Here is a 24,966-nt window from a genome sequence, read left to right as displayed (position 1 = left end):
AAGCAAGGAATTTAAGTTCCTTGCTTTTTCGAATCGTATGTTATAGGTTTTTACTTTCCCAATTTGTAAAATTAAGCTAGACAGAAGCAGATTCTTAGTAAAAAATCACTTCTCTCACTTTCTTGCCGTATTTATAGACAATATACATAAATAACCAAAAAACACCTAGGACTATTTTAAAATCCTAGATGTTTTTCCTGATGTGCTAAGAAATATTTTACGCAAATACAGATAATAAAGGCCAAGCAATCCTAAAACAACCAAATCAACGAAAAATTGCCAACCAAAAACCTGAATGCGATTCCTAAAAAGACTGGTCAATAGAATCAGCAGAGCATCTCCCCAGAAAGCAAGACCAGCCAAAGTAAGGGCTAATTTTCTTCTGAAAAAATAGAAAATCGGACTCAAGGTAGCAGCTAACAAATGGCTAAACCACACAATTACAAAGACAACAGGATAATGGCTAAAGTAAACCATAATAGCTGAATTATAATGTTCTGCAAAATAAGTCTGGTTACGCGTCATTACCATGACAAAATCATAGCAGCCTATCAAATTCAAGAAAAATATAAACACTGCAAAGCTAAGACCAAAACCAGTAATTTTTTTCATTTCATTAACCCCATTTCTTCAAAAGCTTGAATAAAAAAATCGCTCTTCAACAAGGCCAAGCCTTGATTGACATCACCTAAAACCATAAGGTTGTCGTCTTTTTGGATGTTAAAAATTTTTCTCGCTCGTGCAGGAATGACGATTTGTCCCTTTTCACCAACAGTTACCGTTCCAAAAATATACTTCCCTTCTTTGGCTTTAGTAGCAAAAGGAGAGACATCCCCATTAACCAACTCATCTAAGCTGATATCAAAAATTTCTGCCAAACGACTTGAAGAAATAATATCCGGTAAACTGTCGCCCAATTCCCACTTACTGAGAGTCTGACGAGATACGCCTACTTTTTCAGCTAATTTTTCCTGAGAATAACCTGACTTTTTCCTTAGCAGAGCAATCGTTTCACTAATCATACTTTTCCTACCTCTTTTCCTGAACTCATTATAGAGCCTTCTTGTCCAACTTTCAAGCATCTTTTATTGGCAAAACGAGAGTTTTTTGTTAAAAATCATAGCAAAAAAGAAGCCCGTCTGATCTCTAGTACAAATACTAGAACTTTTTATATTCCTAATTCAATTTTTTTAACACCCAATTTGTAAAATTAATCTAGACAGAAAAAGCCATCTATGTTAGGCTCAGATAAACTACCACATTTGTCTGAAAGGAACCAACATAAATGACCTATACTCATCTTACCACAAACGAGCTTGTAATGATAGAGGCTTACTATCAAGAAAACATAAAAGTTTCAGATATTGTGACTTCACTTGGCAGATCAAAACAGACAATCTACAATGTCATCAACTATCTGAAAGAGGGGCACTCTGCTTATGATTACTATAACCGATATAAAATCAATAAGAAACGCTGTGGCAGGAATAAAACCAGTCTTACGCAATCAGAAAAAGATTTTATCCAAACTCTTTTAGAACAAAATTGGAGTCTTGATGTTATTAAAGGAACTTATTCAATTTTTTAATCTAGTTAGAAAATGAGATAAAGAAAAGGATAGCCTCTCAGTGATGAGATGTTATCCTTTTTTTGACGTTTAAACTATTGCAAATTAACCTTGTTTTTCAAGATATAGTAGGTTCCGAGATAGTAGATAGCTGATAAAAAGAGATCGCGCAAGATTTCTGTACTAGCCATCACGTTATAGTCATTGTCAACTCTTAAGAAGAAAGTGATATAACCAATAACGATGGAAATGACGATATAGGCTAAAATCCCCATGGCTGTTCGATACTCGTTAAAGAGTTGCCCGATAGAGATGGAGAGGTAAATGGATAAAATCCATGCGATTGACCCGACAAATAGTGATAGGGCATACAGCCAGCCGTAGCTGAGATAAGGGGAAATGAAGTTGTAGAGGGCAGTGAAGTCTTTTTCAATTGGTGTTAAGAAGATGATAATCAATATACTCAAGATAAAGACGATATAGCCTAAGATGGACCAGACAAGACCACCTAAAAGTTTTGCGGTGATGATTTGGTGCTCAGAGACAGGCAAGGTCAAGGTCAAGTACCCTTGGCGGTCATAAACACTCCCCTTGAATCTTCGGATGATTAAAAAGATTGTTGCAATCCAAAGAGTGACGCTGAGTCCTCCAAAGACTAGCACTAAAAAGAAGATGAAATAAGCAGCATTGTTAGGATTGTAACTCTGGCTAAGACTGTTAATAAAAGCTCCAATCAAAACTGAAATTGCAAGGACGGCACCGTAGAGTGCAAGATACCATTTATTGATATTTTTAAATTCATAACGAACTAAATTCCAAAACATACTAATCTCCTTTAACTAAGCCTTGAACTCTTGACGGAAGAGCTGGTCAATGGATTCACCTGACTCGTAACGAATATCATCAACATTTCCTTGGCGTACGACTTTTCCGTCTTTGAGGAAGATAATCTCATCCAAGATAGGTTCAATATCTGAAATCAAGTGGGTTGAAATCAGTACTGTAGAGGTTGGTGAGTAGTTGTTGATGATGGTATTGAGGATATAATCACGTGCGGCTGGATCCACTCCACCGATCGGTTCATCGAGGACATAAAGACGAGCTTCGCGGCTCATGACCAAAATCAGTTGTACCTTTTCCTTATTCCCTTTTGATAGTTTCTTGAGGCGACTATTCTCATCAATACCAAGATCAGCTAGCAAGTGTTGGGCTCTTTCGAGATTGAAATCCTGATAGAAGGTTTTAAAATAGGTTAGAGCATCCTTGACCTTCATCTCTTCATTGAGATAAGTTGTGTCAGGAAGGTAAGAGACAATCGCCTTTGTAGCAGGACTTGGATCCAATCCGTTAATGAGAACACGTCCTTTATCAGGCTGAAGAAGGCCATTGATCAGTTTGATTAAGGTCGTTTTTCCAGATCCATTTGGGCCGAGGAGACCAACAATTTTTCCAGCCGAAATCTCAAGAGAGATATTGTCAAGTGCCGCAGTTGCTCCATATGATTTTGTTACATTTTCAAGTGCTAGTAGTGTCATAGTCTTAAACTCCTTTAATATAGTCGCTTAATACATTTGGCAGTTCTTCTTTTTTGTAGCCAAATTGAAGCATGCAAGAGACGAATTGTTGTAGCTGCTCCTCGGAAAGTTGTTTGCGGGACTGAAGGATGAGGTCCAAATCCTCGGTGACAAATCGACCAGTTGTCCGCTTGCTGTATACAAATCCTTCACGTTCGAGGTCAGACAAGGCGCGCTGAATGGTATTAGGATTGACCCCAGCCTCGCTCGCCAAATCTCTCACGGTAGGGAGCTGTTGGTTGGGTTCCAGCTCATGGGAAACAATCTGTAGTTTGATTTTTTCCATAATCTGTAAATAAATCGGTTTTGTATTATCAAATGACCAGGACATCATAGTCTCCTTTCTTTGTCTTTCTTGTTCTAATTAAATAATACAATAAAACAAAAAAACTTGTCAAGTAAAAATAAGAATTGTTTTGGGAATTGCTCAAAAAATGGTATAATGAAAAGAAAACGACAAGGAGGGAAATGCATGCGTTGTCCAAAATGTGGGGCTACCAAGTCTAGTGTTGTTGATAGTCGACAAGCCGAAGAAGGAAATACCATCCGCCGAAGACGCGAGTGCGACGAGTGTCAGCATCGTTTTACAACCTATGAACGAGTAGAAGAAAGAACGCTGGTTGTCGTCAAAAAAGACGGTACGCGAGAGCAGTTTTCGAGAGATAAAATCTTTAATGGGATTATCCGCTCAGCCCAGAAACGTCCTGTTTCAAGTGATGAAATCGGCATGGTGGTCAATCGCATCGAGCAAAAACTCCGTAGTCGCAGTGAGAATGAGATCCAAAGTGAATATATTGGTTCTTTAGTCATGGAAGAATTGGCGGAGCTGGATGAGATTACCTATGTTCGTTTTGCCAGTGTTTATCGTAGCTTTAAGGATGTGAGTGAGTTGGAGAGTCTGCTCCAGCAAATCACCCAGTCCTCTAAAAAGAAAAAGGAAAAATAGATGAAGCCAAATGACCGTTTTTCTTTTATAAAGAATAATCGGGTGTCGCAAGATACCTCTTCTCTGGTGCAGTGCTACCTCCCGATTATCGGTCAGGAGGCACTGAGCCTCTATCTATATACCATTACCTTTTGGGATGGTGGGCAAAAGGAGCATCTCTTTTCCCACATCCTCAATCACTTAAACTTCGGCATGCCGACCTTGCTCCAATCCTTTAAAGTCTTATCTGCCTTGGATTTGTTGACCCTTTATCAGAAGGGGGAAACTTATGAATTGCAGCTTCATTCTCCCCTCTCCAGTCAAGAATTTCTAAGCCATTCTGTCTATAGCAGATTATTAGAGAAAAAGATTGGGGATACAGCTGTTTCTGCTATGAAGCAGGCTCCAAGTGAGGGAGAAGCACTCTCTGTTTCTTTGAGCCAAGTCTTTCCAACCCTGACCGAAGAAGTGACCCCAAGCGAGTCTAAAAGCAAGTTAAAAAATGATTTTGACTTGGAACATTTCCAGCGGCTGATGGCTCGAGATGGCTTGCGTTTTGAAGACGAGCAGGCGGATGTTTTGGAATTATTCGCCATCGCAGATGAAAAAAAATGGACCTGGTTTGAAACCTATCAATTAGCTAAGGCGACAGCGGTGGCTCAGGTTATTTCAGTCAAACGCATGCGTGAAAAGATATCGCAAAAGCAGGTTTCTTCTGACTTTAGCCCCAAAGAAATGACCATTATCAGGGAAGCCAAAAATAAAACTCCCCTGCATTTTTTAGCTGAAATCAAGCAAACGCGTAAGGGGAACATCACCCAAAGTGAAAGAGAACTCCTTCATCAGATGGCGTCTTTAGGCTTGTTGGATGAAGTCATCAATATCGTCTTGCTTCTAACCTTTAACAAGGTTGATTCGGCCAATGTCAATGAGAAATATGCCATGAAGGTCGCCAATGACTATGCTTATCAAAAAATTCGGACAGCAGAAGAGGCTGTGCTTCGGATTCGAGAGCGTCAGCAAAAAGGCCAGGAAGACCAGAAATCGAAAACTAGCTCGACTAAGAGCAATGTTCCCAAGTGGAGTAATCCCGAATACAAGAATCAAACCAGTGAGGAAACTCGTCTGGAATTAGAACGCAAAAAACAAGAAATGTTAGCCCGATTAGAAGGAGGAGGAGACTAGATGGAAAGTGTTGGTGATGTAATCAAACGTCAGACAAGTCGTTTTCAGTATCAGGACTTGGTCCAGCAGATCATGAAGGACCCCGATGTAGCGGCTTTTATCCAGAAAGAATCCCTCAGCCCAGAGGAGTTGAATCGTAGCGTCTCCAAGTTCAACCAATATATCACAGAACGGGATAAGTTTCTTCGTGGGGATGCGGACTATATAGCGCGTGGCTACAAGCCTATCTTGGTTATGAATCACGGATATGCGGATGTGTCTTATGAAGAAACACCAGAACTAATCGCGGCTGAAAAAGAGGCGGCAATCAAGAATCGTCTCAAGTTGATCAATCTACCAGCAAGCCTTAAGAAAGCGAAGTTGGCTCAGATTGACCTGGATGATCTAGGACGTTTACCGATTTTTGAGAGACTCTATTCCTTTGTTGACCTTTACCCTAGTATCCGAAAAGGCCTCTATCTTTACGGAGATTTTGGTGTTGGTAAGAGTTTTATGATGGCAGCCTTAGCTCATGACCTATCTGAAAAACGTGGGGCATCAACGACCATTCTCCATTATCCAAGTTTTGTCATTGATGTGAAAAATGCCATCGGTGAAGGATCTGTGAAGACCTTGGTGGATGACATCAAGTTAGCAGAGGTCCTGGTCTTGGATGATATTGGTGCAGAGCAGTCGACACCTTGGGTACGTGATGAGATTCTCCAAGTCATTCTTCAGTACCGCATGCAGGAAGATTTGCCAACCTTCTTTACTTCCAACTTTAATTTCCAAGATTTGGAAAAACATTTTGCCAAAGGAAAGAATGGAAATGACGAGACTTGGGAAGCTAGACGGGTCATGGAACGAATCCGTTATTTGGCTGAGGAGACAAGACTAGAAGGAGAAAACCGCCGATGACAGAAACCATTAAACTGATGAAAGCTCACACTTCAGTTCGTCGCTTTAAGGAGCAAGAGATTCCTCAAGTAGACTTGGACGAGATTTTGACTGCTGGACAAATGGCATCATCTTGGAAAAATTTCCAATCCTACTCTGTGATTCTTGTGCGCAGTCAAGAGAAGAAAAATGCCTTATATGAACTGGTTCCTCAGGAAGCCATTCGCCAGTCAGCTGCCTTTTTGCTCTTTGTTGGTGACTTGAATCGAGCGGAAAAGGGAGCAAGCCTTCATACAGACACTTTCCAACCTCAAGGAGTGGAAGGTCTCCTCATCACGTCTGTGGACGCTGCGCTTGCTGGGCAAAATACCTTGCTTGCAGCAGAGAGTCTGGGATATGGTGGTGTGATTATCGGTTTGGTCCGTTATAAGTCAGAAGAAGTGGCAGCACTTTTTAACCTGCCTGACTATACCTACCCTGTTTTTGGGATTGCCCTTGGCGTGCCAGATCAACAACATGATGTCAAACCAAGACTGCCATTGAACCAAGTGGTATTTGAAGAAGAATACCAAGAACAGCCAGTTAAAGCGATTTTGGACTATGACCAAGTACAGGCAGACTATGCTGGTGCGCGTGCGACGACCTCTTGGAGTCAGCGTTTGGCAGAGCAGTTTGGTCAAGCCGAACCTAGTTCAGCTCGAAGAAATCTAGAACAGAAAAAGTTATTGTAGAAAGTGAGAAAACATGGCCTTACCAACTATTGCCATTGTGGGACGTCCCAATGTTGGGAAATCAACCCTATTTAATCGGATCGCTGGTGAGCGGATCTCAATCGTAGAAGATGTCGAGGGTGTGACACGTGACCGTATCTATGCAACGGGTGAGTGGCTCAATCGTTCCTTTAGTATGATTGATACTGGAGGGATTGACGACGTCGATGCTCCCTTCATGGAGCAAATCAAACACCAGGCAGAAATCGCTATGGAAGAAGCGGATGTCATCGTCTTTGTAGTTTCTGGGAAAGAAGGGATTACAGATGCGGACGAGTACGTAGCTCGCAAACTTTATAAGACCCATAAACCTGTTATCCTTGCGGTTAACAAGGTTGACAACCCAGAAATGCGAAATGATATTTTTGATTTCTATGCGCTAGGCTTGGGCGAACCGTTGCCAATTTCGTCTGTCCACGGTATCGGGACAGGAGATGTGCTGGATGCCATCGTGGAAAATCTACCACATGAAGTCGAAGAAGAAAATCCAGATGTCATTAAATTCAGCTTAATTGGTCGTCCAAACGTTGGAAAATCAAGTTTGATCAACGCCATTTTGGGTGAAGACCGTGTGATTGCTAGTCCAGTAGCTGGAACAACGCGCGATGCCATTGACACTCATTTTACAGATGCTGATGGACAAGAGTTTACCATGATTGATACGGCTGGTATGCGTAAGTCTGGTAAAGTCTATGAAAATACGGAGAAATATTCTGTCATGCGAGCCATGCGAGCCATTGACCGTTCTGATGTGGTCTTGATGGTCCTCAATGCAGAAGAAGGTATTCGCGAGTACGACAAGCGTATCGCAGGTTTTGCCCACGAAGCCGGTAAAGGGATGATCATCGTTGTCAATAAGTGGGATACTCTTGAGAAAGACAACCACACCATGAAAAAATGGGAAGAGGATATTCGTGAGCAGTTCCAATATTTGCCTTATGCACCGATTGTCTTTGTATCAGCTTTGACCAAGCAACGTCTCCATAAACTGCCTGAGATGATTAAGCAAATCAGTGAAAGCCAAAACACCCGTATTCCTTCAGCAGTTTTGAACGATGTGATTATGGATGCCATTGCCATCAATCCAACACCGACAGACAAAGGGAAACGCCTCAAGATTTTCTACGCTACCCAAGTGGCAACCAAGCCACCAACCTTTGTCATCTTTGTCAATGAAGAAGAACTCATGCACTTCTCTTACTTGCGTTTCTTAGAAAATCAAATCCGCAAGGCCTTTGCCTTTGAGGGAACACCGATTCACTTGATTGCAAGAAAACGCAAGTAACCCTTGCTTGTTTTTCTACAAAAATAAACTAAAAGAAGACTTCATAGTCTTCTTTTTTCTATACTAAAAGGGGAGAAAAGAACCTGCCAAATTGGAGGAGAATCTGTCATCAAATTTCAATCATTTTCCTAGTTTTTGTAATCTATTTGTAATGAAAATGCACTTTTTTTGTAAAAATCAAAATGCTATAATTCCTTAAATCAATTTTCCTTTATCAGGGAGGTTATTATGAAAAAAAGCAGATTATTTAAACATAGTTTGTTGGTTCGCTTGCTTGGGTTGCTAATGATCTTTCTCTTCTTGTCAGCATTCACAGCACCTGAAAAACCTGAGTACGGAATTTATGACCCGGATCATTATTTAACGGATGAGACTATAAGTCAGATTCGGGAATTGAATAATGTCAATAGTAAAAAATCAGAAAAATTCCAGATGGGTGTTTACGTTGTGAAAAGCCTAGATGGAGAAACAATCGAGACTGTAGCCAATGAAACAGCTAGGGCTTGGAAGATTGGCTACTCGGGAGATAATCACGGTGTCTTGATTGTGGTAGCAGTCCAAGATAGAAAATCACGGATTGAAACCAGTAATAATGTGGCCAGTAAGATCACTGACTATCAGACTCACAGGTTCTTGACAACAGCACGTCCTTACTTTAAAAATGGTGACTATAACAAGGGTGTTCTCTCAATAGTCAATAATCTCAACTACATGTTCTATAGTGGATCGAGTACGACTGCTTCAAGTTCTAAAAGTAGTTACGACTATACTACCAACTCTAGTCGCTTAAGGGAACTTGAAAGGTATGCTGGTGAGAGTAGTTCTTCGAGACGTCATCGAAAAAGCAGTTCGAGCGACGGAGTTATCGTATTTGGAGTTCTCATTTACTTCATCGTGATGATTATCGGATTTCTATTTGGTGGTCGTGGTTCACGTGGAGATGATTCTGGCGGTGGCTGGTGGGGCAGTGACTCATCAGACTCAGGTTCCTCTTGGTCTGATTCAGGTTCTTCTTGGTCTGACTCAGGCTCCGACTCATCTGGAGGCTGGGACGGCGGTGGCTTTGATGGTGGCGGTTCGTCTGATGACTGGTGAGTGATCATATATTGCACAAACCGATTTTTCCATACAGTAAGGTGACTCCTTTGCAAGAGTTCACTCCTTAATTAAAAATAAAAACAAAGTTTGGGAAATTGATTTAAAATCTGAGTATTTTCTCAGAAAAGTTGATAAAAGAAAGTGTTAAGGTTTTGATATGAAACAAAATAAAGTAATTCTCTCAATAGTGGCGATCTTTTTTGGACTACTAGTTCTGGGAAGTTGTTCCGCAGTGACGACCTATAATGGTCTGGTTGGTGAACAGACTAAAGTGGAGCAGGCTCAGGCCGATGTTTCGACAGCCCTCCAACGTCGTTCGGACTTGATTGGTAACTTGGTGGAGTCCGTTAAAGGACAAATGAATCATGAAACCGAAGTCTTTACCAAGATTGCGGATGCTAGAGCTAAAATCGGTAGTAGCTCAGTGACATCGGAAGAAAACCAAAAGGCTCAGGGAGAATTGAGCTCTGCTCTTTCCCGCTTGATTTCCTTGACGGAGAATTATCCAGAGCTCAAGAGCAATCAAAATGTTGAGCAACTAATGGTCGAACTTTCAGGCAGTGAAAATCGTATTTTTGTAGCACGCAAGGACTATAATAAGGTTGCAGCTGAGTACAATCAAAAGTTGAGAAGTTTTCCAACCGTGCTTTTTGCGAATATGATGAACTTTAAAGAAGCTGAAACCTTTAAAGAAACAGAAGAAGCCAAGACAGTTCCTAAGGTCGATTTTGGAACATCTTCATCAAGTCAATAAAGTGAATCAGCCTGTGAATAAAGGAATTTCTCTAGTAGGACTAGTGATTTCAAATCCGAACCTGGAAAGCTTTTTCCAGGTTTTTTTGGTATAATAAAAGGGAAGAGACAGTGACTCAAATGGAGGTTTGCTATGGAGAAAACAAAAGCCTTTCTTGAAGCGCACTACAAGAGATATATTCTTACGATTTGCCTTCTCTGGTTCCTCATGTTTTTCCTTCCTTGGGATTGGCAAATAGGAGGAGTTTCAGTATATTATTTCGTTATGAAAAAACTCTTTGTGGTTTTTGGAGTTTTATCCATCCTATACTCCGTGCTGATTAAAAAAATCAGTCTTCTCATCTTTGGCATCATCTTTTGCTTGGCCTTCTGGATCAATCTCTTTTGGTATTTTGGGATATTGCCTATATTCTTGGGAAATTAAACATTAAAAAATGAAGGACTAGACTAGCTTCTAGTCCTTTTTTCTTCCTTATTAAAATAGTTGGAGATATGAAAATAATTTTGTTGACGGACTGTCTGTATGATATAATAAGTCCCGTAAAATGAAGATTAAGGGATTTGAAAAATGGCTAAAAAAGTAAAAGATTATTATGACTTGGCTTATGCTAGGGATTTGAGTCGACGGTTGCAAGAAGCGTCCCCTGCATTTGATGAGCGAAAGTTTAGGTTGTTGGTAGAAAAAGACTTGGAAGAGTTGGAGTTTAGCCAGCGTCAAGAACTCTTGGCTAAAAGTATCAAAGATTGCCTTCCCCTATCTTATGAGGACTCTCTCAAGGTTTTTGAGAAAATTTTGGGTCCCGAGTTGGAGGGTGGTTTAGGTATGTTCTCAGAAGGATATTGGCTTTGGCCAATCGGAAAATATGTAGAGCTATATGGGGACAAGGAATTTGAATTGAGCGCGGCCTTTAGTAAGGAACTAACCAAGCGATTTACTGGAGAATTTTCTATGAGACCTTTGCTGGCTCGCTATCCTAAGGCTACAATGGCTTTGCTGTTAGAATGGAGTCGGGATGAAAATTTGCGCGTTCGTAGACTTGCCAGCGAATGTATGCGTATCCGTCTGCCTTGGGCTAAGAAACAAACCGTGGTATTGGATTATTTTGAGGATTTCACCACTATTCTGACCAATCTAAAGGATGATAGAGACAAGTCCATTCAAAAAAGTGTAGCTAATAATTTAAATGATTTATACAAGGAAGATCCTGATAAGTTTGAAAGGATTCTTCAAACTTGGCAAAAGAAGGAGCTAAGTCCAAGTTGTGCTTGGATCATCAAGCATGCATCTCGAACAAAAAACAAAAAGGTAGCCACAGAAGATTGATGCAAAAAAAACTGAATTTCAGCTGGCCTTTTCCGTTGTAAATTAAGGATTCTTTCTTGAAAAATAATGGTAAATATGCTAAAATTAAAAGAACATTCTAAAATATTCAGAATAAAAAGTAAGGAAAATCATGGCTAATATTTTAAAAACGATTATTGAAAATGATAAAGGAGAACTTCGTCGTCTGGAAAAGATGGCTGATAAGGTTCTTAACTATGAGAGCCAAATGGCTGCAATGTCAGACGAAGAACTAAAAGCGAAAACTGACGAATTTAAAGAGCGGTACAATAAGGGTGAATCACTTGATTCATTGCTATATGAGGCTTTTGCAGTAGTTCGTGAAGCTGCAAAACGTGTCCTTGGGCTCTTCCCTTATAAGGTTCAGGTCATGGGTGGGATTGTTCTTCACCATGGTGACGTTCCAGAGATGCGTACGGGTGAAGGGAAGACCTTGACAGCGACTATGCCAGTGTACCTCAATGCCCTTGCAGGTAAAGGGGTTCACGTAGTTACAGTCAACGAATACCTAACAGAACGTGACGCGACTGAAATGGGTGAATTGTACTCATGGCTCGGTCTGTCAGTAGGGATTAACTTGGCAGCAAAATCTCCAATGGAGAAAAAAGAAGCTTATCTTTGTGATATTACCTACTCAACCAACTCAGAGATTGGTTTCGACTACCTTCGTGATAACATGGTCGTTCGTGCAGAAAACATGGTGCAACGTCCACTCAATTATGCCTTGGTCGATGAGGTTGACTCAATTTTGATCGACGAAGCCCGTACACCATTGATCGTTTCAGGTGCCAACGCAGTTGAAACAAGCCAACTCTACCATATGGCGGACCACTTCGTGAAATCCTTGGACAAGGATGACTATATCATTGACGTTCAGTCTAAGACGATCGGTTTGTCAGACTCTGGTATTGACAAGGCAGAGAGCTACTTCAAACTAGAAAATCTCTACGACATTGAAAATGTAGCTCTTACTCACTTTATCGACAATGCCCTCCGTGCCAACTATATCATGATTCTCGATATCGACTATGTGGTTAGTGAAGAGCAGGAAATCTTGATTGTCGACCAATTTACAGGTCGTACCATGGAAGGTCGTCGTTACTCTGATGGTTTGCACCAAGCGATTGAAGCAAAAGAAGGTGTGCCAATCCAAGATGAGACTAAGACTTCAGCTTCTATTACCTACCAAAACCTCTTCCGTATGTATAAGAAATTGGCAGGTATGACAGGTACTGGTAAAACAGAAGAAGAAGAATTCCGCGAAATTTACAACATTCGTGTTATCCCAATCCCAACCAACCGTCCAATTCAACGTATCGACCACTCAGACCTTCTCTATGCAAGTCTTGATGCGAAATTTAAGGCTGTAGTTGAAGATGTAAAAGCTCGTTACCAAAAAGGTCAGCCGGTCTTGGTAGGTACAGTTGCCGTTGAAACGAGTGACTTCCTTTCTAAGAAATTGGTAGCAGCAGGTGTTCCTCACGAAGTCTTGAATGCGAAGAACCACTACAGAGAAGCGCAAATCATCATGAACGCTGGTCAACGTGGTGCCGTTACCATCGCAACCAACATGGCCGGTCGTGGTACCGACATCAAGCTTGGTGAAGGGGTTCGTGAACTTGGTGGACTTTGTGTTATCGGTACAGAACGTCACGAAAGTCGCCGTATTGATAACCAGCTTCGTGGACGTTCAGGGCGTCAAGGAGACCCAGGTGAGTCACAATTCTACTTGTCTCTTGAAGATGATTTGATGAAACGTTTCGGTTCAGAACGTTTGAAAGGTGTCTTTGAACGACTCAACATGTCTGACGAAGCCATCGAATCTCGCATGTTAACGCGTCAAGTTGAAGCAGCTCAAAAACGTGTCGAAGGAAACAACTACGACACTCGTAAACAAGTCCTTCAATACGATGACGTTATGCGAGAACAACGTGAGATTATCTATGCGCAACGTTATGATGTCATTACTGCAGACCGTGACTTGGCACCAGAAATCCATGCTATGATTCGTCGTACAATTGGACGTATCGTGGATGCACATGCACGTTCTAAGGAAGATGAAAAATTGGAAGCAATCTTGAACTTTGCTAAGTATAACTTGCTTCCAGAAGATTCAATTAGCCGTTCAGATCTTGCAGGTCTGTCAGACCAAGCTATCAAAGATGAACTTTTCCAACGTGCCTTGAAAGTCTATGATAGCCAAGTTGCTAAGCTTCGTGACGAAGATGCAGTGAAAGAATTCCAAAAAGTCTTGATTCTACGTGTTGTAGACAACAAGTGGACAGACCATATTGATGCTCTTGACCAGTTGCGAAATGCTGTTGGTCTTCGTGGATATGCCCAAAACAACCCTGTTGTAGAATATCAAGCAGAAGGTTTCCGCATGTTTAACGACATGATTGGATCGATTGAATTCGATGTAACGCGCTTGATGATGAAAGCACAAATCCATGAACAAGAACGTCCGCAAACTGAACACAATATCAGTACAACTGCGACTCGTAATATCGCAGCGCAGCAGGCAAATCTTCCAGAAGATTTGGACTTGAGCCAAATCGGACGAAATGACCAATGCCCATGTGGATCTGGTAAGAAATTCAAGAACTGTCATGGTAAGAGACAATAATATGAGATAAGATACAGGCGGATACCTGGTAAAAATCATTTTTTGCTTGGTGTCCGTTTGCTTTATAAGGAGATGAATCATGGTGTTTAAAGCTAAAAGTCCTAAAATTAACATTGAAGAAGTTCGCGCCTTGTCTAAATTAGAGGGAGCGGCTCTTGCGAGAAAAAATCAACGTGATCAGGAATTGGAAGCCATCATCCGTGGGGAAGACCAGCGTATTCTCTTGGTGATTGGACCATGTTCATCTGATAATGAAGAGGCGGTTCTCGAGTATGCCAAGCGTCTATCTGCTTTGCAAGAAGAGGTCAAAGACCGTATTTTTATGGTCATGCGTGTCTATACAGCTAAACCTCGTACCAATGGGGATGGCTATAAGGGCTTGATTCATCAACCAAATGCGACAGAAGCTCCTAGTTTGATTAATGGAATCAAGGCTGTTCGCCAGCTCCACTACCGTGTGATTACCGAGACGGGAATGACAACAGCGGATGAGATGCTTTATCCTGAAAATCTTCCGCTGGTGGATGATTTGATTTCTTATATGGCTGTTGGAGCTCGTTCTGTAGAGGATCAACAGCACCGTTTTGTAGCGAGTGGAGCAGATTTTTCAACAGGATTTAAAAATCCCACATCTGGAAATCTCAATGTTATGTTTAACGGGATTTACGCAGCGCAAAATAAACAGAGTTTCCTCTTCCTCGGTAAAGAGGTGGAAACAACAGGGAATCCATTGTCCCACGCCATTCTTCGCGGTGCCTTGAATGAATACGGGAAAAATATTCCTAACTACTACTATGACAATTTGATGGATACTATTGCCCAGTATGAAAAGATGGGCTTGGAAAATCCATTTATCATCATCGATACCAATCATGACAATTCAGGTAAGCAATATATGGATCAAATCCGTATCGTTCGTCAGACCTTGATCAACCGTGACTGGAATGAGAAGATCAAAAAATATGTTCGTGGTTTTATGATTGAGTCCTATCTAGAAGATGGACGTCAAAATGAACCAGAAGTTTTTGGTAAGTCCATTACAGATCCGTGTCTCGGATGGGACAACACAGAAGCACTTGTTCGCGAAATTTACCAAACGCTAGGAGAGTAAGATGGCATTTATCGAAAAAGGTCAAGAAATTGATATTGAAGCAATCAAGGCTGCGACCCAGTTGTCACCTGAAGCCTTGCGAAAGAAAGAAGCCCGCGATAGAGAGTTGGCAGCCATCATCTCGGGTGAGGACGACCGAATCCTTTTGGTGATGGGACCTTGCTCTTCAGACAATGAGGAAGCAGTGCTTGAATATGCTCGTCGCTTAGCAGACTTGCAGAAAAAAGTTGCAGATAAAATCTTTATCGTGATGCGTGTCTATACGGCTAAACCTCGTACTAATGGAGATGGCTATAAAGGCATGATTCATCAACCAAATACCAGCGAAGCGCCTAGTCTCATCAATGGTTTGCAGGCTGTTCGTCAGCTTCACTATCGTGTGATTACGGAGACGGGATTGACAACAGCTGATGAGATGCTTTATCCGTCAAATCTCGTTTTGGTTGATGACCTGGTCAGCTACCATGCTGTAGGGGCTCGTTCAGTGGAAGACCAAGAACACCGCTTTGTAGCGTCTGGTATTGATGCTCCGGTTGGGATGAAAAATCCAACATCTGGGAACCTTGGGGTCATGTTTAATGCCATCTATGCGGCTCAAAACAAGCAAACCTTCCTTTACCATGGCCAAGAAGTGGAAACTTCAGGAAATCCTTTGGCCCACGTTATCCTTCGTGGTGCCATGAACGAATATGGTAAAAATGAACCCAATTTCTACTATGAAACCCTCTTAAATGCCATCAATCGCTATGAGACTATGGGACTTGAAAATCCCTTCATTATCATCGATACCAATCATGACAATTCAGGCAAGCAGTATATGGAACAAGTTCGCATTGTTCGTCAAGCCTTGCTGAATCGTGACTGGAATGAAAAGATTAAAAAGACGGTTCGAGGCTTTATGATCGAATCTTACCTAGCAGACGGTCGCCAAAACCAACCAGAGGTCTTTGGCTGCTCCATAACTGACCCTTGTCTAGGTTGGGAAAATACAGTAGCCTTGGTAGAAGAAATTTATACCACCTTAACAAAATAAGTGAAAAGGATGGAGTTGGGGGAATCTCAGCTCCTTTTATGAGTATGATAGTTGGACACGGAATTGACATCGAAGAATTGGCTTCGATAGAAAACGCAGTTACACGACGTGAGGGCTTTGCTAAACGCGTGCTGACCCCTAAAGAATTGGAGCGTTTTACCAGTCTCAAAGGGCGCAGACAGATCGAATACTTGGCAGGTCGCTGGTCAGCTAAGGAGGCCTTTTCCAAGGCTATGGGAACTGGTATTGGCAAACTGACCTTTCAGGATTTGGAAGTTTTGAACAATGAACGAGGCGCGCCTTATTTTAGTCAGGCACCATTTTCAGGAAAGATTTGGCTATCTATCAGCCATACAGATCAGTTTGTGACAGCCAGTGTCATTTTGGAGGAAAATCATGAAAGCTAGTCCACATAGACCAACCAAGGCTCTGATATTTCTGGGAGCTATTCGACAAAATATTCAGCAAATGGGGGCTCATATCCCTGAAGGAACGCTCAAGTGGGCAGTGGTCAAGGCCAATGCCTATGGTCATGGGGCTGTTGCCGTTGCCAAGGCTATTCAAGATGATGTTGATGGATTTTGTGTTTCCAATATTGATGAAGCCATCGAACTTCGTCAGGCTGGACTTAGCAAGAAAATCCTCATCTTAGGAGTTTCTGAACTAGAAGCTGTTGCTCTAGCTAAAGGATACGACATCACCTTGACAGTGGCTGGGCTGGAGTGGATTCAAACGCTCTTAGACAAGGAAGCAGATTTGACTGGCTTGACTGTCCACCTCAAGATTGACTCAGGGATGGGACGAATTGGTTTCCGAGATTCCAGTGAGGCTGAGCAGGCTCAAACCTTGCTCCAACAACACGGTGCTCGTGTTGAGGGGATTTTTACCCACTTTGCTACTGCAGATGAAGAATCAGATGCCTATTTTATTGCCCAGTTAGAATGCTTTAAAGCTATTTTGGCAAGTATGAAGGAAGTTCCAGAACTGGTTCATGCCAGTAACTCGGCAACGACCCTCTGGCATGCAGAGACTATTTTCAATGCAGTCCGTATGGGAGATGCCATGTATGGTCTCAATCCAAGTGGAGAGGTCTTGGACTTACCCTATGATTTGACACCAGCCTTGACCTTGGAGTCTGCCCTAGTTCATGTCAAGACAGTTCCAGCTGGAGCTTGCATGGGCTATGGAGCCACCTATCAAGCGGATAGTGAGCAAGTCATTGCGACGGTGCCAATCGGTTATGCGGATGGTTGGACACGAGACATGCAAAATTTCTCTGTCTTGGTAGAGGGACAAGCTTGCCCAATCGTCGGTCGGGTTTCTATGGACCAAATTACCATTCGTTTGCCTAAGGTTTACCCGCTAGGAACAAAAGTAACCTTAATTGGCTCCAACGGTGACAAGAAAATCACAGCTACTCAGGTAGCGACCTACCGTGGAACCATTAACTATGAGGTGGTTTGCCTCCTCAGCGACCGCATTCCGAGAGAATATTATTAAAAAAGAAAGGAGTGGAGCATGAATCTACATCAACCCTTGCATGTCTTGCCTGGTGTGGGACCAAAGTCAGCAGAGAAATACGCTAAACTAGGAATTGAAAACTTACAAGACCTCTTGCTCTACTTTCCTTTCCGTTATGAAGATTTCAAGACCAAGCAGGTCCTAGAGCTGGAAGATGGTGAAAAGGCTGTTCTATCTGGTCAAGTCGTGACTCCTGCCAGTGTCCAGTATTATGGTTTTAAGCGTAATCGCCTGCGCTTTAGCCTCAAGCAGGGAGAAGTCGTTTTTGCGGTTAATTTCTTTAACCAGCCTTATCTAGCAGATAAGATAGAATTGGGAGCAACGCTTGCCATTTTTGGAAAATGGGACCGTGCCAAGGCCAGTCTGACTGGGATGAAGGTTCTAGCTCAGGTGGAAGATGACCTCCAACCTGTCTATCGTCTGGCTCAAGGAATCAGTCAGGCAGGACTGGTCAAGGTTATCAAGACAGCCTTTGATCAAGGGTTGGACCTCTTAATAGAGGAAAATCTTCCCCAGTCTTTACTTGATAAATACAAACTCATGTCCCGTTGTCAGGCAGTTCGTGCTATGCATTTTCCAAAGGATTTGGCAGAATATAAGCAGGCCCTTCGCCGTATCAAGTTTGAGGAACTCTTTTATTTTCAGATGCAGTTGCAGACACTCAAGTCTGAAAATAGAGTTCAAGGAAGCGGTCTGGTTCTGAATTGGTCTAAGGAAAAGGTGACAGCTACTAAAGAAAATCTGCCTTTTGCTCTGACCTCAGCTCAGGAAAAGAGTTTGCAGGAAATTTTGACCGACATGAAGTCCGACCACCACATGAATCGTCTCCTGCAAGGGGATGTGGGGAGCGGAAAAACGGTGGTTGCTGGTTTGGCCATGTTTGCGGCGGTGACGGCTGGCTACCAGGCAGCTCTCATGGTGCCAACAGAAATCCTTGCGGAGCAACACTTTGAGAGTTTACAGAACCTTTTTCCAGACTTGAAACTGGCTCTCTTGACAGGTTCCTTAAAAGCTGCAGAGAAAAGAGAAGTTTTAGAGACCATTGCCAAGGGTGAGGCCGACCTTATTATCGGAACCCATGCTTTGATACAAGATGGGGTGGATTATGCTCGTCTTGGATTGATTATCATTGATGAGCAGCACCGTTTTGGTGTGGGCCAAAGGCGTATTTTACGGGAAAAAGGGGACAATCCTGACGTTCTCATGATGACGGCGACGCCCATTCCACGAACCTTGGCTATCACAGCCTTTGGCGATATGGATGTTTCTATTATTGACCAGATGCCAGTAGGGCGGAAGCCTATTGTAACTCGCTGGATTAAGCATGAGCAGCTACCTCAGGTCTTGACTTGGTTAGAGGGGGAAATCCAAAAAGGTTCGCAAGCCTATGTCATCTCTCCCTTGATTGAAGAATCTGAAGCTCTGGATTTGAAAAATGCCATTGCCTTATCTGAGGAGTTGACAGCTCATTTTGCAGGTAAGGCCGAAGTGGCTCTGCTACATGGTAAGATGAAGAGTGACGAAAAAGACCAGATTATGCAGGAGTTCAAAGAGAGAAAAACGGATATTCTGGTTTCGACGACGGTTATCGAGGTTGGGGTCAATGTTCCCAATGCGACCGTCATGATTATCATGGATGCCGATCGGTTCGGTCTCAGCCAGCTTCACCAGCTCAGAGGTCGTGTTGGTCGGGGAGACAAGCAGTCTTATGCTGTTCTTGTGGCTAATCCCAAGACGGACTCTGGGAAGGACCGCATGTGCATCATGACAGAAACCAACAATGGATTTGTCCTTGCGGAGGAAGATTTGAAAATGCGTGGATCGGGTGAAATTTTTGGAACCAGACAGTCAGGACTTCCAGAGTTTCAAGTGGCTGATATTATCGAAGACTTTCCTATTTTGGAAGAAGCCAGAAAGGTTGCCAGCTACATTAGTTCGATAGAAGGTTGGCAAGAGGATCCAGAATGGCGCATGATTGCTCTCCATCTAGAAAAGAAAGAACATCTAGATTAATACTCTTCGAAAATCTCTTCAAACCACGTCAACGTCGCCTTGCCGTAGGTATGGTTACTGACTTCGTCAGTTCTATCTGCAACCTCAAAACCGTGTTTTGAGCTGACTTCGTCAGTTCTATCCACAACCTCAAAACCGTGTTTTGAGCAACCTGCGGCTAGTTTCCTAGTTTGCTCTTTGATTTTCATTGAGTATAAGCCTTTTCTAAGAAATCTATAAGCTAGCTTTTAGGTTTGGATCTTATACTAGAGTCATCAAAAAGAAACGAGGACTCTCACATGACTATTAAAGTAACCTACCAAAAGAAATTCCAAACCGTCAAACTAGAGAAAGGAGCTAGCACCTATTGATACACAGAGAGCGGAAACGCTCTTTTTATTTTTAAAACTACTTTCAGACGATAGGTTTGAGGAAAGAGAATCTAAAATCACTTTCTATTTAGAATTCTTTCTTGCATTGCTTTCCTAGATATGCTAGAGTTATGATAGCGATTACAAAACTAAAGGAGCATGCTATGAAAAATCCAGCTTTATTAGAAGAAATCAAGACTTATAGAGGGCGAGATGAAGTTCCAGAAGATTTTGATGCTTTCTGGGATGAGGAAGTCAAAAAAGTTTCATCTCTTCCAGCCTACCAGTTGGAGGAAAGAGATTTCCATATTCCCCAAGTCAAGTGCTATGAGCTAACCTTTGAGGGAACCAATGAAGGTAAGGTCTATGCACGGGTCGTCCTTCCAAAAAGTGAGGAGAAAGTTCCCCTAATTTTCCATTTTCACGGTTATATGGGACGTGGCTGGGACTGGACCGACATGCTGGCCTTCACCGTGGCTGGTTACGGGGTTGTTTCCATGGACGTTCGTGGCCAATCAGGCTATTCGCAAGACGGCTTGCGCTCTCCACTAGGAAATACGGTGAAGGGACATATCATCCGTGGTGCTGTGGAAGGTCGGGAACATCTCTTTTATAAGGATGTCTATCTGGATATTTACCAGTTGATCGAAATTGTTGCTAGTCTGCCACAGGTAGATGAGGAAAGACTTTCTAGCTATGGTGCCTCACAAGGAGGAGCTTTAGCTCTGGTTGCAGCAGCGCTCAATCCTCGGATTCAGCGAACAGTTGCCATCTATCCCTTCTTGTCCGACTTTAGACGAGTGCTTGAGATTGGCAATACCAGTGAAGCCTATGACGAACTTTTCCGTTATTTCAAGTTCCACGATCCCTTCCATGAAACAGAGGAGGAAATCATGGCGACTCTTGCCTATATCGATGTGAAGAATCTTGCCCATCGTATCAAAGGAGAGGTCAAGATGATTACGGGCTTGGATGACGATGTTTGCTATCCTATTACCCAGTTTGCGATTTACAACCGTCTGACTTGCGACAAGGCCTATCGCATCATGCCAGAGTATGCTCACGAAGCCATGAATGTTTTTGTCAATGACCAAGTCTATAACTGGCTCTGTGGTAGTGAGATTTCTTTTTCTTATGTAAAAAAATAATTTTGAGAGGGCAGAAGCTCTCTTTTTTATGTCCAAAACCTGAAAGTACTTTTAGAAAATTTAAAATATTAAAATATTCTTAAAAGTAAAATCTATTCTGTGGGAACACAGATATAAATATAAGACTTTATTGTATAATAAAGGAAAAGTCACTTGTGAAAGGAGGAAGAAGGCTGCTGGGTGATTAAAAACTCGGGCTCAGCAGAAAATGGGAGAGGATTGGGAGCTCTCATTAAGTTGGATACTTTCTTGTAAAACTTGTCTCTTGAGAGACAATAAAAATTTTTAAAGAAAAAGAAAGCGCTTTATTTTATGAAAAATGAAAGGACAAACATGAATTACAAATCTTTAGATCGGAAACAGCGATACGGAATTCGAAAATTTGCAGTTGGGGCGGCATCTGTAGTGATTGGTACAGTAGTATTTGGAGCAAATCCAGTCTTAGCTCAAGAGCAAGCCAATGCAGCAGGGGCCAATACAGAAACTGTCGAACCTAGTCAAGGTTTATCAGAATTGCCAAAAGAAGTGTCCTCGGGAGATCTTGCTCATTTGGATAAGGATTTGGCTGGTAAATTGGCAGCAGCTCAAGACAACGGCGTTGAGGTGGACCAAGATCATTTGAAAAAAAATGAGAGTGCAGAATCAGAAACTCCATCCTCTACGGGAACCCCTGCAGAAGAAGCAAATAAGGAAGAGGAATCAGAGGATCAGGGTGCTATTCCTCGTGACTATTACTCAAGAGATTTAAAAAATGCTAATCCTGTCCTTGAAAAAGAAGATGTTGAAACCAATGCGGCAAATGGTCAGAGAGTCGATTTATCAAGTGAACTAGACAAACTAAAGCAACTAAAAAATGCTACAGTTCACATGGAGTTCAAACCAGATGCATCAGCTCCACGCTTTTACAATCTCTTCTCTGTATCCAGTGACACCAAGGAAAATGAGTACTTTACTATGTCGGTCCTTGATAATACAGCTCTTATTGAAGGGCGTGGCGCTAACGGGGAACAGTTCTATGATAAGTATACAGATGCTCCTTTGAAAGTTCGCCCAGGACAATGGAATTCCGTGACCTTTACTGTCGAACAACCGACAGCGGAGTTACCTCATGGTCGAGTTCGTCTCTATGTGAACGGTGTCTTATCTCGAACAAGTCTAAAATCTGGGAACTTCATCAAAGATATGCCAGATGTTAATCAAGCTCAACTTGGAGCAACCAAACGGGGCAAGAAAACAGTTTGGTCCTCAAATCTACAAGTCCGAAACCTAACCGTTTATGATCGTGCTTTAAGCCCAGATGAAGTTCAAACACGAAGTCAATTATTTGAAAGAGGTGAATTGGAACAGAAACTACCAGAAGGTGCGAAAATCTCTGAGAAAGAAGACGTCTTTGAAGGTGGTAGGAACAATCAACCAAATAAAGATGGTATCAAGAGCTATCGTATCCCAGCTCTTCTCAAGACAGATAAAGGAACGCTGATTGCAGGTGCAGATGAACGCCGTCTCCATTCGAGTGACTGGGGTGATATCGGCATGGTCATTAGACGCAGTGAAGATAATGGAAAAACATGGGGAGACCGAATCGTAATCTCAAATCCTCGTGACAATGAGCACGCTAAACATGCAGAATGGCCATCTCCAGTTAATATTGATATGGCCTTGGTGCAAGACCCTGAAACAAAGAGAATTTTTGCAATTTACGACATGTTCCTTGAAAGTAAGGCAGTATTTTCATTGCCGGGGCAAGCTCCGAAAGCTTATGAACAAGTGGGAGATAAAGTTTATCAAGTTTTATATAAGCAAGGAGAATCAGGTCGCTATACGATTCGAGAAAACGGAGAGGTTTTCGACCCTCAAAATAGAAAGACAGATTATCGTGTTGTCGTTGACCCTAAAAAACCAGCCTACAGCGATAAGGGAGATTTGTATAAAGGGAATGAGCTAATCGGAAATATTTATTTTGAATATAGCGAAAAGAATATTTTTAGAGTTTCCAATACCAACTACCTATGGATGTCCTACAGTGATGACGATGGGAAGACTTGGTCTGCACCAAAAGATATTACTCATGGGATTCGGAAAGATTGGATGCACTTCCTAGGAACTGGACCTGGTACTGGCATTGCCTTGCGTACAGGGCCTCATAAGGGAAGACTGGTGATTCCAGTTTATACAACAAACAACGTTTCCTACCTAAGTGGTTCTCAATCATCTCGTGTAATTTATTCAGATGATCATGGAGAAACATGGCAAGCAGGGGAAGCAGTTAATGATAACCGCCCAGTAGGCAACCAAACCATTCACTCTTCAACCATGAATAATCCAGGTGCCCAAAATACGGAGTCAACTGTTGTTCAGTTGAATAATGGGGATCTCAAGCTCTTTATGCGTGGGTTGACTGGTGATCTTCAGGTTGCGACCAGTCATGATGGGGGAGCAACGTGGGATAAGGAAATCAAACGTTATCCTCAAGTAAAAGACGTTTATGTTCAAATGTCCGCTATTCACACCATGCATGAAGGAAAGGAATACATTCTACTCAGCAATGCTGGTGGTCCTGGACGCAACAATGGTTTGGTTCACCTGGCTCGTGTTGAGGAGAATGGTGAGTTGACATGGCTGAAACACAATCCTATACAAAGTGGTAAGTTTGCATACAACTCGCTCCAAGAACTCGGAAATGGCGAATATGGTTTGCTTTATGAGCATGCGGATGGCAATCAAAACGATTATACTTTATCCTATAAGAAATTCAACTGGGATTTCTTAAGCAAAGACAGAATATCTCCTAAAGAAGCAAAAGTAAAATATGCTATTCAAAAATGGCCAGGTATTATAGCCATGGAGTTCGATTCGGAAGTATTGGTCAACAAGGCTCCGACCCTTCAATTGGCAAATGGCAAGACAGCAACCTTCATGACCCAATACGATACAAAAACTCTCCTATTCACAATAGATCCAGAGGATATGGGTCAAAGAATTACAGGTCTAGCTGAGGGTGCAATTGAAAGCATGCACAATTTACCAGTTTCTTTAGCTGGCTCTAAACTAAGCGATGGTATTAATGGCAGTGAAGCTGCTATCCATGAGGTTCCAGAGTTCACAGGTGGTGTTAATGCAGAAGAAGCAGCGGTTCATGAAGTTCCGGAGTATACAGGTCCAATGGCAACAGTAGGTGAAGAACCAGCTCCTACAGTAGAAAAACCAGAATTCACTGGTGGTGTCAATGCTGAGGAAGCCCCAGTGGCAGAGATGCCAGAGTACACCGGTCCATTATCAACAGTAGGAGAAGAAGCAGCGCCAACGGTTGAAAAGCCTGAATTTACAGGTGGTGTCAACGCTGTTGAGGCAGCAGTCCATGAACTTCCAGAGTTCAAGGGTGGTGTCAATGCAGTTCTAGCAGCCTCAAACGAGCTTCCGGAATATAGAGGAGGTGCTAACTTTGTCTTGGCAGCTTCAAATGATCTACCAGAGTACATAGGTGGCGTCAATGGTGCTGAGGCGGCAGTCCATGAACTTCCAGAGTATAAGGGAGACACCAATTTAGTATTGGCGGCAGCAGACAACAAACTGTCTCTAGGCCAAGATGTGACCTATCAAGCGCCAGCAGCTAAACAAGATGAACTTCCGAATACGGGAAGTAAGGAAACAAACTCACTGATTTCCCTTGGTCTTGCAGGTGTTCTTTTATCCTTGTTTGCATTTGGCAAGAAGAGAAAAGAATAATAAGCAAAAGTATTTGAATAAGTCTCAGAAGAGATAGCAGGTTTTTCAGCCTGCTATCTTTCT

At 42.3% G+C, this 24,966-nt stretch carries 23 protein-coding genes and 1 pseudogene; 18 read left to right on the top strand and 6 right to left on the bottom strand.

The genetic code is table 11. From position 1 onward, the window contains the following. Window positions 1-171: 171 nt before the first annotated feature. Together GMD5S_RS0205725 and GMD5S_RS0205720 are read right to left on the bottom strand one after the other, a co-directional pair. Complete coding sequence (locus GMD5S_RS0205725) at window positions 172-612, bottom strand: hypothetical protein (RefSeq protein WP_000724381.1); 441 nt, start codon at window positions 610-612, stop codon at window positions 172-174. Further along, entirely contained in the window at window positions 609-1,022 is a 414-nt protein-coding gene (locus GMD5S_RS0205720) for a helix-turn-helix domain-containing protein (protein ID WP_000622651.1), read from the bottom strand. Before GMD5S_RS0205720 ends, GMD5S_RS0205725 begins: the two co-directional genes overlap by 4 nt. Window positions 1,023-1,285: 263 nt before the next feature. On the opposite strand from GMD5S_RS0205720, the pseudogene GMD5S_RS0205715 reads away from it, so the two are divergent. Then, window positions 1,286-1,576, top strand: a pseudogene (locus GMD5S_RS0205715) (IS30 family transposase); the annotation flags it as partial. Window positions 1,577-1,662: 86 nt separating this feature from the next. Here GMD5S_RS0205715 and GMD5S_RS0205710 read toward each other — a convergent pair. From GMD5S_RS0205710 to GMD5S_RS0205700, 3 genes are read right to left on the bottom strand one after another with little or no spacing between them, the layout of a single operon-like run. After that, window positions 1,663-2,391, bottom strand: coding sequence for a hypothetical protein (locus GMD5S_RS0205710; RefSeq protein WP_000498749.1), 729 nt, complete (start codon window positions 2,389-2,391; stop codon window positions 1,663-1,665). Between the two features lie 15 nt (window positions 2,392-2,406). After that, window positions 2,407-3,102, bottom strand: coding sequence for an ABC transporter ATP-binding protein (locus tag GMD5S_RS0205705; RefSeq protein WP_000173186.1), 696 nt, complete (start codon window positions 3,100-3,102; stop codon window positions 2,407-2,409). A 4-nt stretch (window positions 3,103-3,106) separates the two neighbouring features. Continuing rightward, on the bottom strand, window positions 3,107-3,472 hold the full coding sequence (locus GMD5S_RS0205700; RefSeq protein ID WP_000119117.1) for a GntR family transcriptional regulator: 366 nt from the start codon (window positions 3,470-3,472) through the stop codon (window positions 3,107-3,109). A 141-nt stretch (window positions 3,473-3,613) separates the two neighbouring features. Here GMD5S_RS0205700 and nrdR point away from each other — a divergent pair, with 141 nt between their 5' ends. The 15 genes from nrdR to recG all read left to right on the top strand — a co-directional run bounded on the left by nrdR (window position 3,614) and on the right by recG (window position 19,679). Beyond that, window positions 3,614-4,087: a transcriptional regulator NrdR gene (nrdR, locus tag GMD5S_RS0205695; protein WP_001203676.1), complete on the top strand. Its 474-nt coding sequence runs from the start codon at window positions 3,614-3,616 to the stop codon at window positions 4,085-4,087. Beyond that, the gene (locus tag GMD5S_RS0205690; protein ID WP_000803913.1) at window positions 4,088-5,251 is read left to right on the top strand and encodes a DnaD domain protein; all 1,164 of its coding nucleotides are present in this window, start codon (window positions 4,088-4,090) and stop codon (window positions 5,249-5,251) included. It begins immediately after the preceding gene. Continuing rightward, on the top strand, window positions 5,252-6,148 hold the full coding sequence (gene dnaI / locus GMD5S_RS0205685) for a primosomal protein DnaI (protein WP_000446489.1): 897 nt from the start codon (window positions 5,252-5,254) through the stop codon (window positions 6,146-6,148). Further along, the gene (locus GMD5S_RS0205680) at window positions 6,145-6,858 is read left to right on the top strand and encodes an NADPH-dependent oxidoreductase (RefSeq protein ID WP_000140840.1); all 714 of its coding nucleotides are present in this window, start codon (window positions 6,145-6,147) and stop codon (window positions 6,856-6,858) included. The genes dnaI and GMD5S_RS0205680 overlap by 4 nt, the downstream gene beginning before the upstream one ends. Window positions 6,859-6,871: 13 nt before the next feature. Next, complete coding sequence (gene der, locus GMD5S_RS0205675; protein ID WP_001207683.1) at window positions 6,872-8,182, top strand: ribosome biogenesis GTPase Der; 1,311 nt, start codon at window positions 6,872-6,874, stop codon at window positions 8,180-8,182. A 228-nt stretch (window positions 8,183-8,410) separates the two neighbouring features. After that, on the top strand, window positions 8,411-9,277 hold the full coding sequence (locus tag GMD5S_RS0205670; protein WP_000749678.1) for a TPM domain-containing protein: 867 nt from the start codon (window positions 8,411-8,413) through the stop codon (window positions 9,275-9,277). 160 nt (window positions 9,278-9,437) lie between these two features. Beyond that, entirely contained in the window at window positions 9,438-10,034 is a 597-nt protein-coding gene (locus GMD5S_RS0205665; protein ID WP_000812473.1) for a LemA family protein, read from the top strand. Between the two features lie 132 nt (window positions 10,035-10,166). Then, the gene (locus GMD5S_RS10805; protein WP_000415957.1) at window positions 10,167-10,457 is read left to right on the top strand and encodes a hypothetical protein; all 291 of its coding nucleotides are present in this window, start codon (window positions 10,167-10,169) and stop codon (window positions 10,455-10,457) included. A 144-nt stretch (window positions 10,458-10,601) separates the two neighbouring features. Beyond that, window positions 10,602-11,357: a DNA alkylation repair protein gene (locus tag GMD5S_RS0205655; RefSeq protein ID WP_001085879.1), complete on the top strand. Its 756-nt coding sequence runs from the start codon at window positions 10,602-10,604 to the stop codon at window positions 11,355-11,357. A 130-nt stretch (window positions 11,358-11,487) separates the two neighbouring features. Beyond that, the gene (gene secA, locus GMD5S_RS0205650; protein ID WP_001284114.1) at window positions 11,488-14,001 is read left to right on the top strand and encodes a preprotein translocase subunit SecA; all 2,514 of its coding nucleotides are present in this window, start codon (window positions 11,488-11,490) and stop codon (window positions 13,999-14,001) included. A gap of 79 nt (window positions 14,002-14,080) precedes the next feature. Continuing rightward, window positions 14,081-15,112, top strand: coding sequence for a 3-deoxy-7-phosphoheptulonate synthase (locus GMD5S_RS0205645; protein ID WP_000231306.1), 1,032 nt, complete (start codon window positions 14,081-14,083; stop codon window positions 15,110-15,112). 1 nt (window position 15,113) lies between these two features. Continuing rightward, window positions 15,114-16,145 (top strand): 3-deoxy-7-phosphoheptulonate synthase, encoded by a 1,032-nt coding sequence (locus GMD5S_RS0205640; RefSeq protein ID WP_000864031.1) that lies wholly within the window; start codon window positions 15,114-15,116, stop codon window positions 16,143-16,145. 44 nt (window positions 16,146-16,189) lie between these two features. After that, window positions 16,190-16,552 (top strand): holo-ACP synthase, encoded by a 363-nt coding sequence (gene acpS, locus GMD5S_RS0205635; protein ID WP_008293557.1) that lies wholly within the window; start codon window positions 16,190-16,192, stop codon window positions 16,550-16,552. Then, complete coding sequence (alr, locus tag GMD5S_RS0205630) at window positions 16,542-17,645, top strand: alanine racemase (RefSeq protein WP_000648052.1); 1,104 nt, start codon at window positions 16,542-16,544, stop codon at window positions 17,643-17,645. Before acpS ends, alr begins: the two co-directional genes overlap by 11 nt. A gap of 18 nt (window positions 17,646-17,663) precedes the next feature. Further along, window positions 17,664-19,679: an ATP-dependent DNA helicase RecG gene (gene recG, locus GMD5S_RS0205625; protein ID WP_001048732.1), complete on the top strand. Its 2,016-nt coding sequence runs from the start codon at window positions 17,664-17,666 to the stop codon at window positions 19,677-19,679. Here recG and GMD5S_RS10800 read toward each other — a convergent pair. Next, window positions 19,676-19,867 carry a hypothetical protein gene (locus GMD5S_RS10800; RefSeq protein WP_000693216.1) on the bottom strand — a complete coding sequence of 64 codons (192 nt, stop codon included), beginning with the start codon at window positions 19,865-19,867 and terminating at the stop codon, window positions 19,676-19,678. The two genes, recG and GMD5S_RS10800, sit on opposite strands and share 4 nt — an antisense overlap. A gap of 326 nt (window positions 19,868-20,193) precedes the next feature. Here GMD5S_RS10800 and GMD5S_RS0205615 point away from each other — a divergent pair, with 326 nt between their 5' ends. Both GMD5S_RS0205615 and GMD5S_RS0205610 read left to right on the top strand, forming a co-directional pair. Then, window positions 20,194-21,177, top strand: a complete 984-nt coding sequence (locus GMD5S_RS0205615) for an acetylxylan esterase (protein WP_000795107.1) — start codon at window positions 20,194-20,196, stop codon at window positions 21,175-21,177. A 333-nt stretch (window positions 21,178-21,510) separates the two neighbouring features. Beyond that, window positions 21,511-24,903, top strand: coding sequence for an SIALI-17 repeat-containing surface protein (locus tag GMD5S_RS0205610; protein WP_025172610.1), 3,393 nt, complete (start codon window positions 21,511-21,513; stop codon window positions 24,901-24,903). Window positions 24,904-24,966 lie beyond the last annotated feature (63 nt).

The organism is Streptococcus sp. GMD5S (genome assembly GCF_000298715.2).
In the GTDB taxonomy this organism is placed as follows: Bacteria; Bacillota; Bacilli; order Lactobacillales; family Streptococcaceae; genus Streptococcus.
Note: the sequence above shows the minus strand (reverse complement) of the source record. Positions and strands in the feature narration are given on the sequence as shown.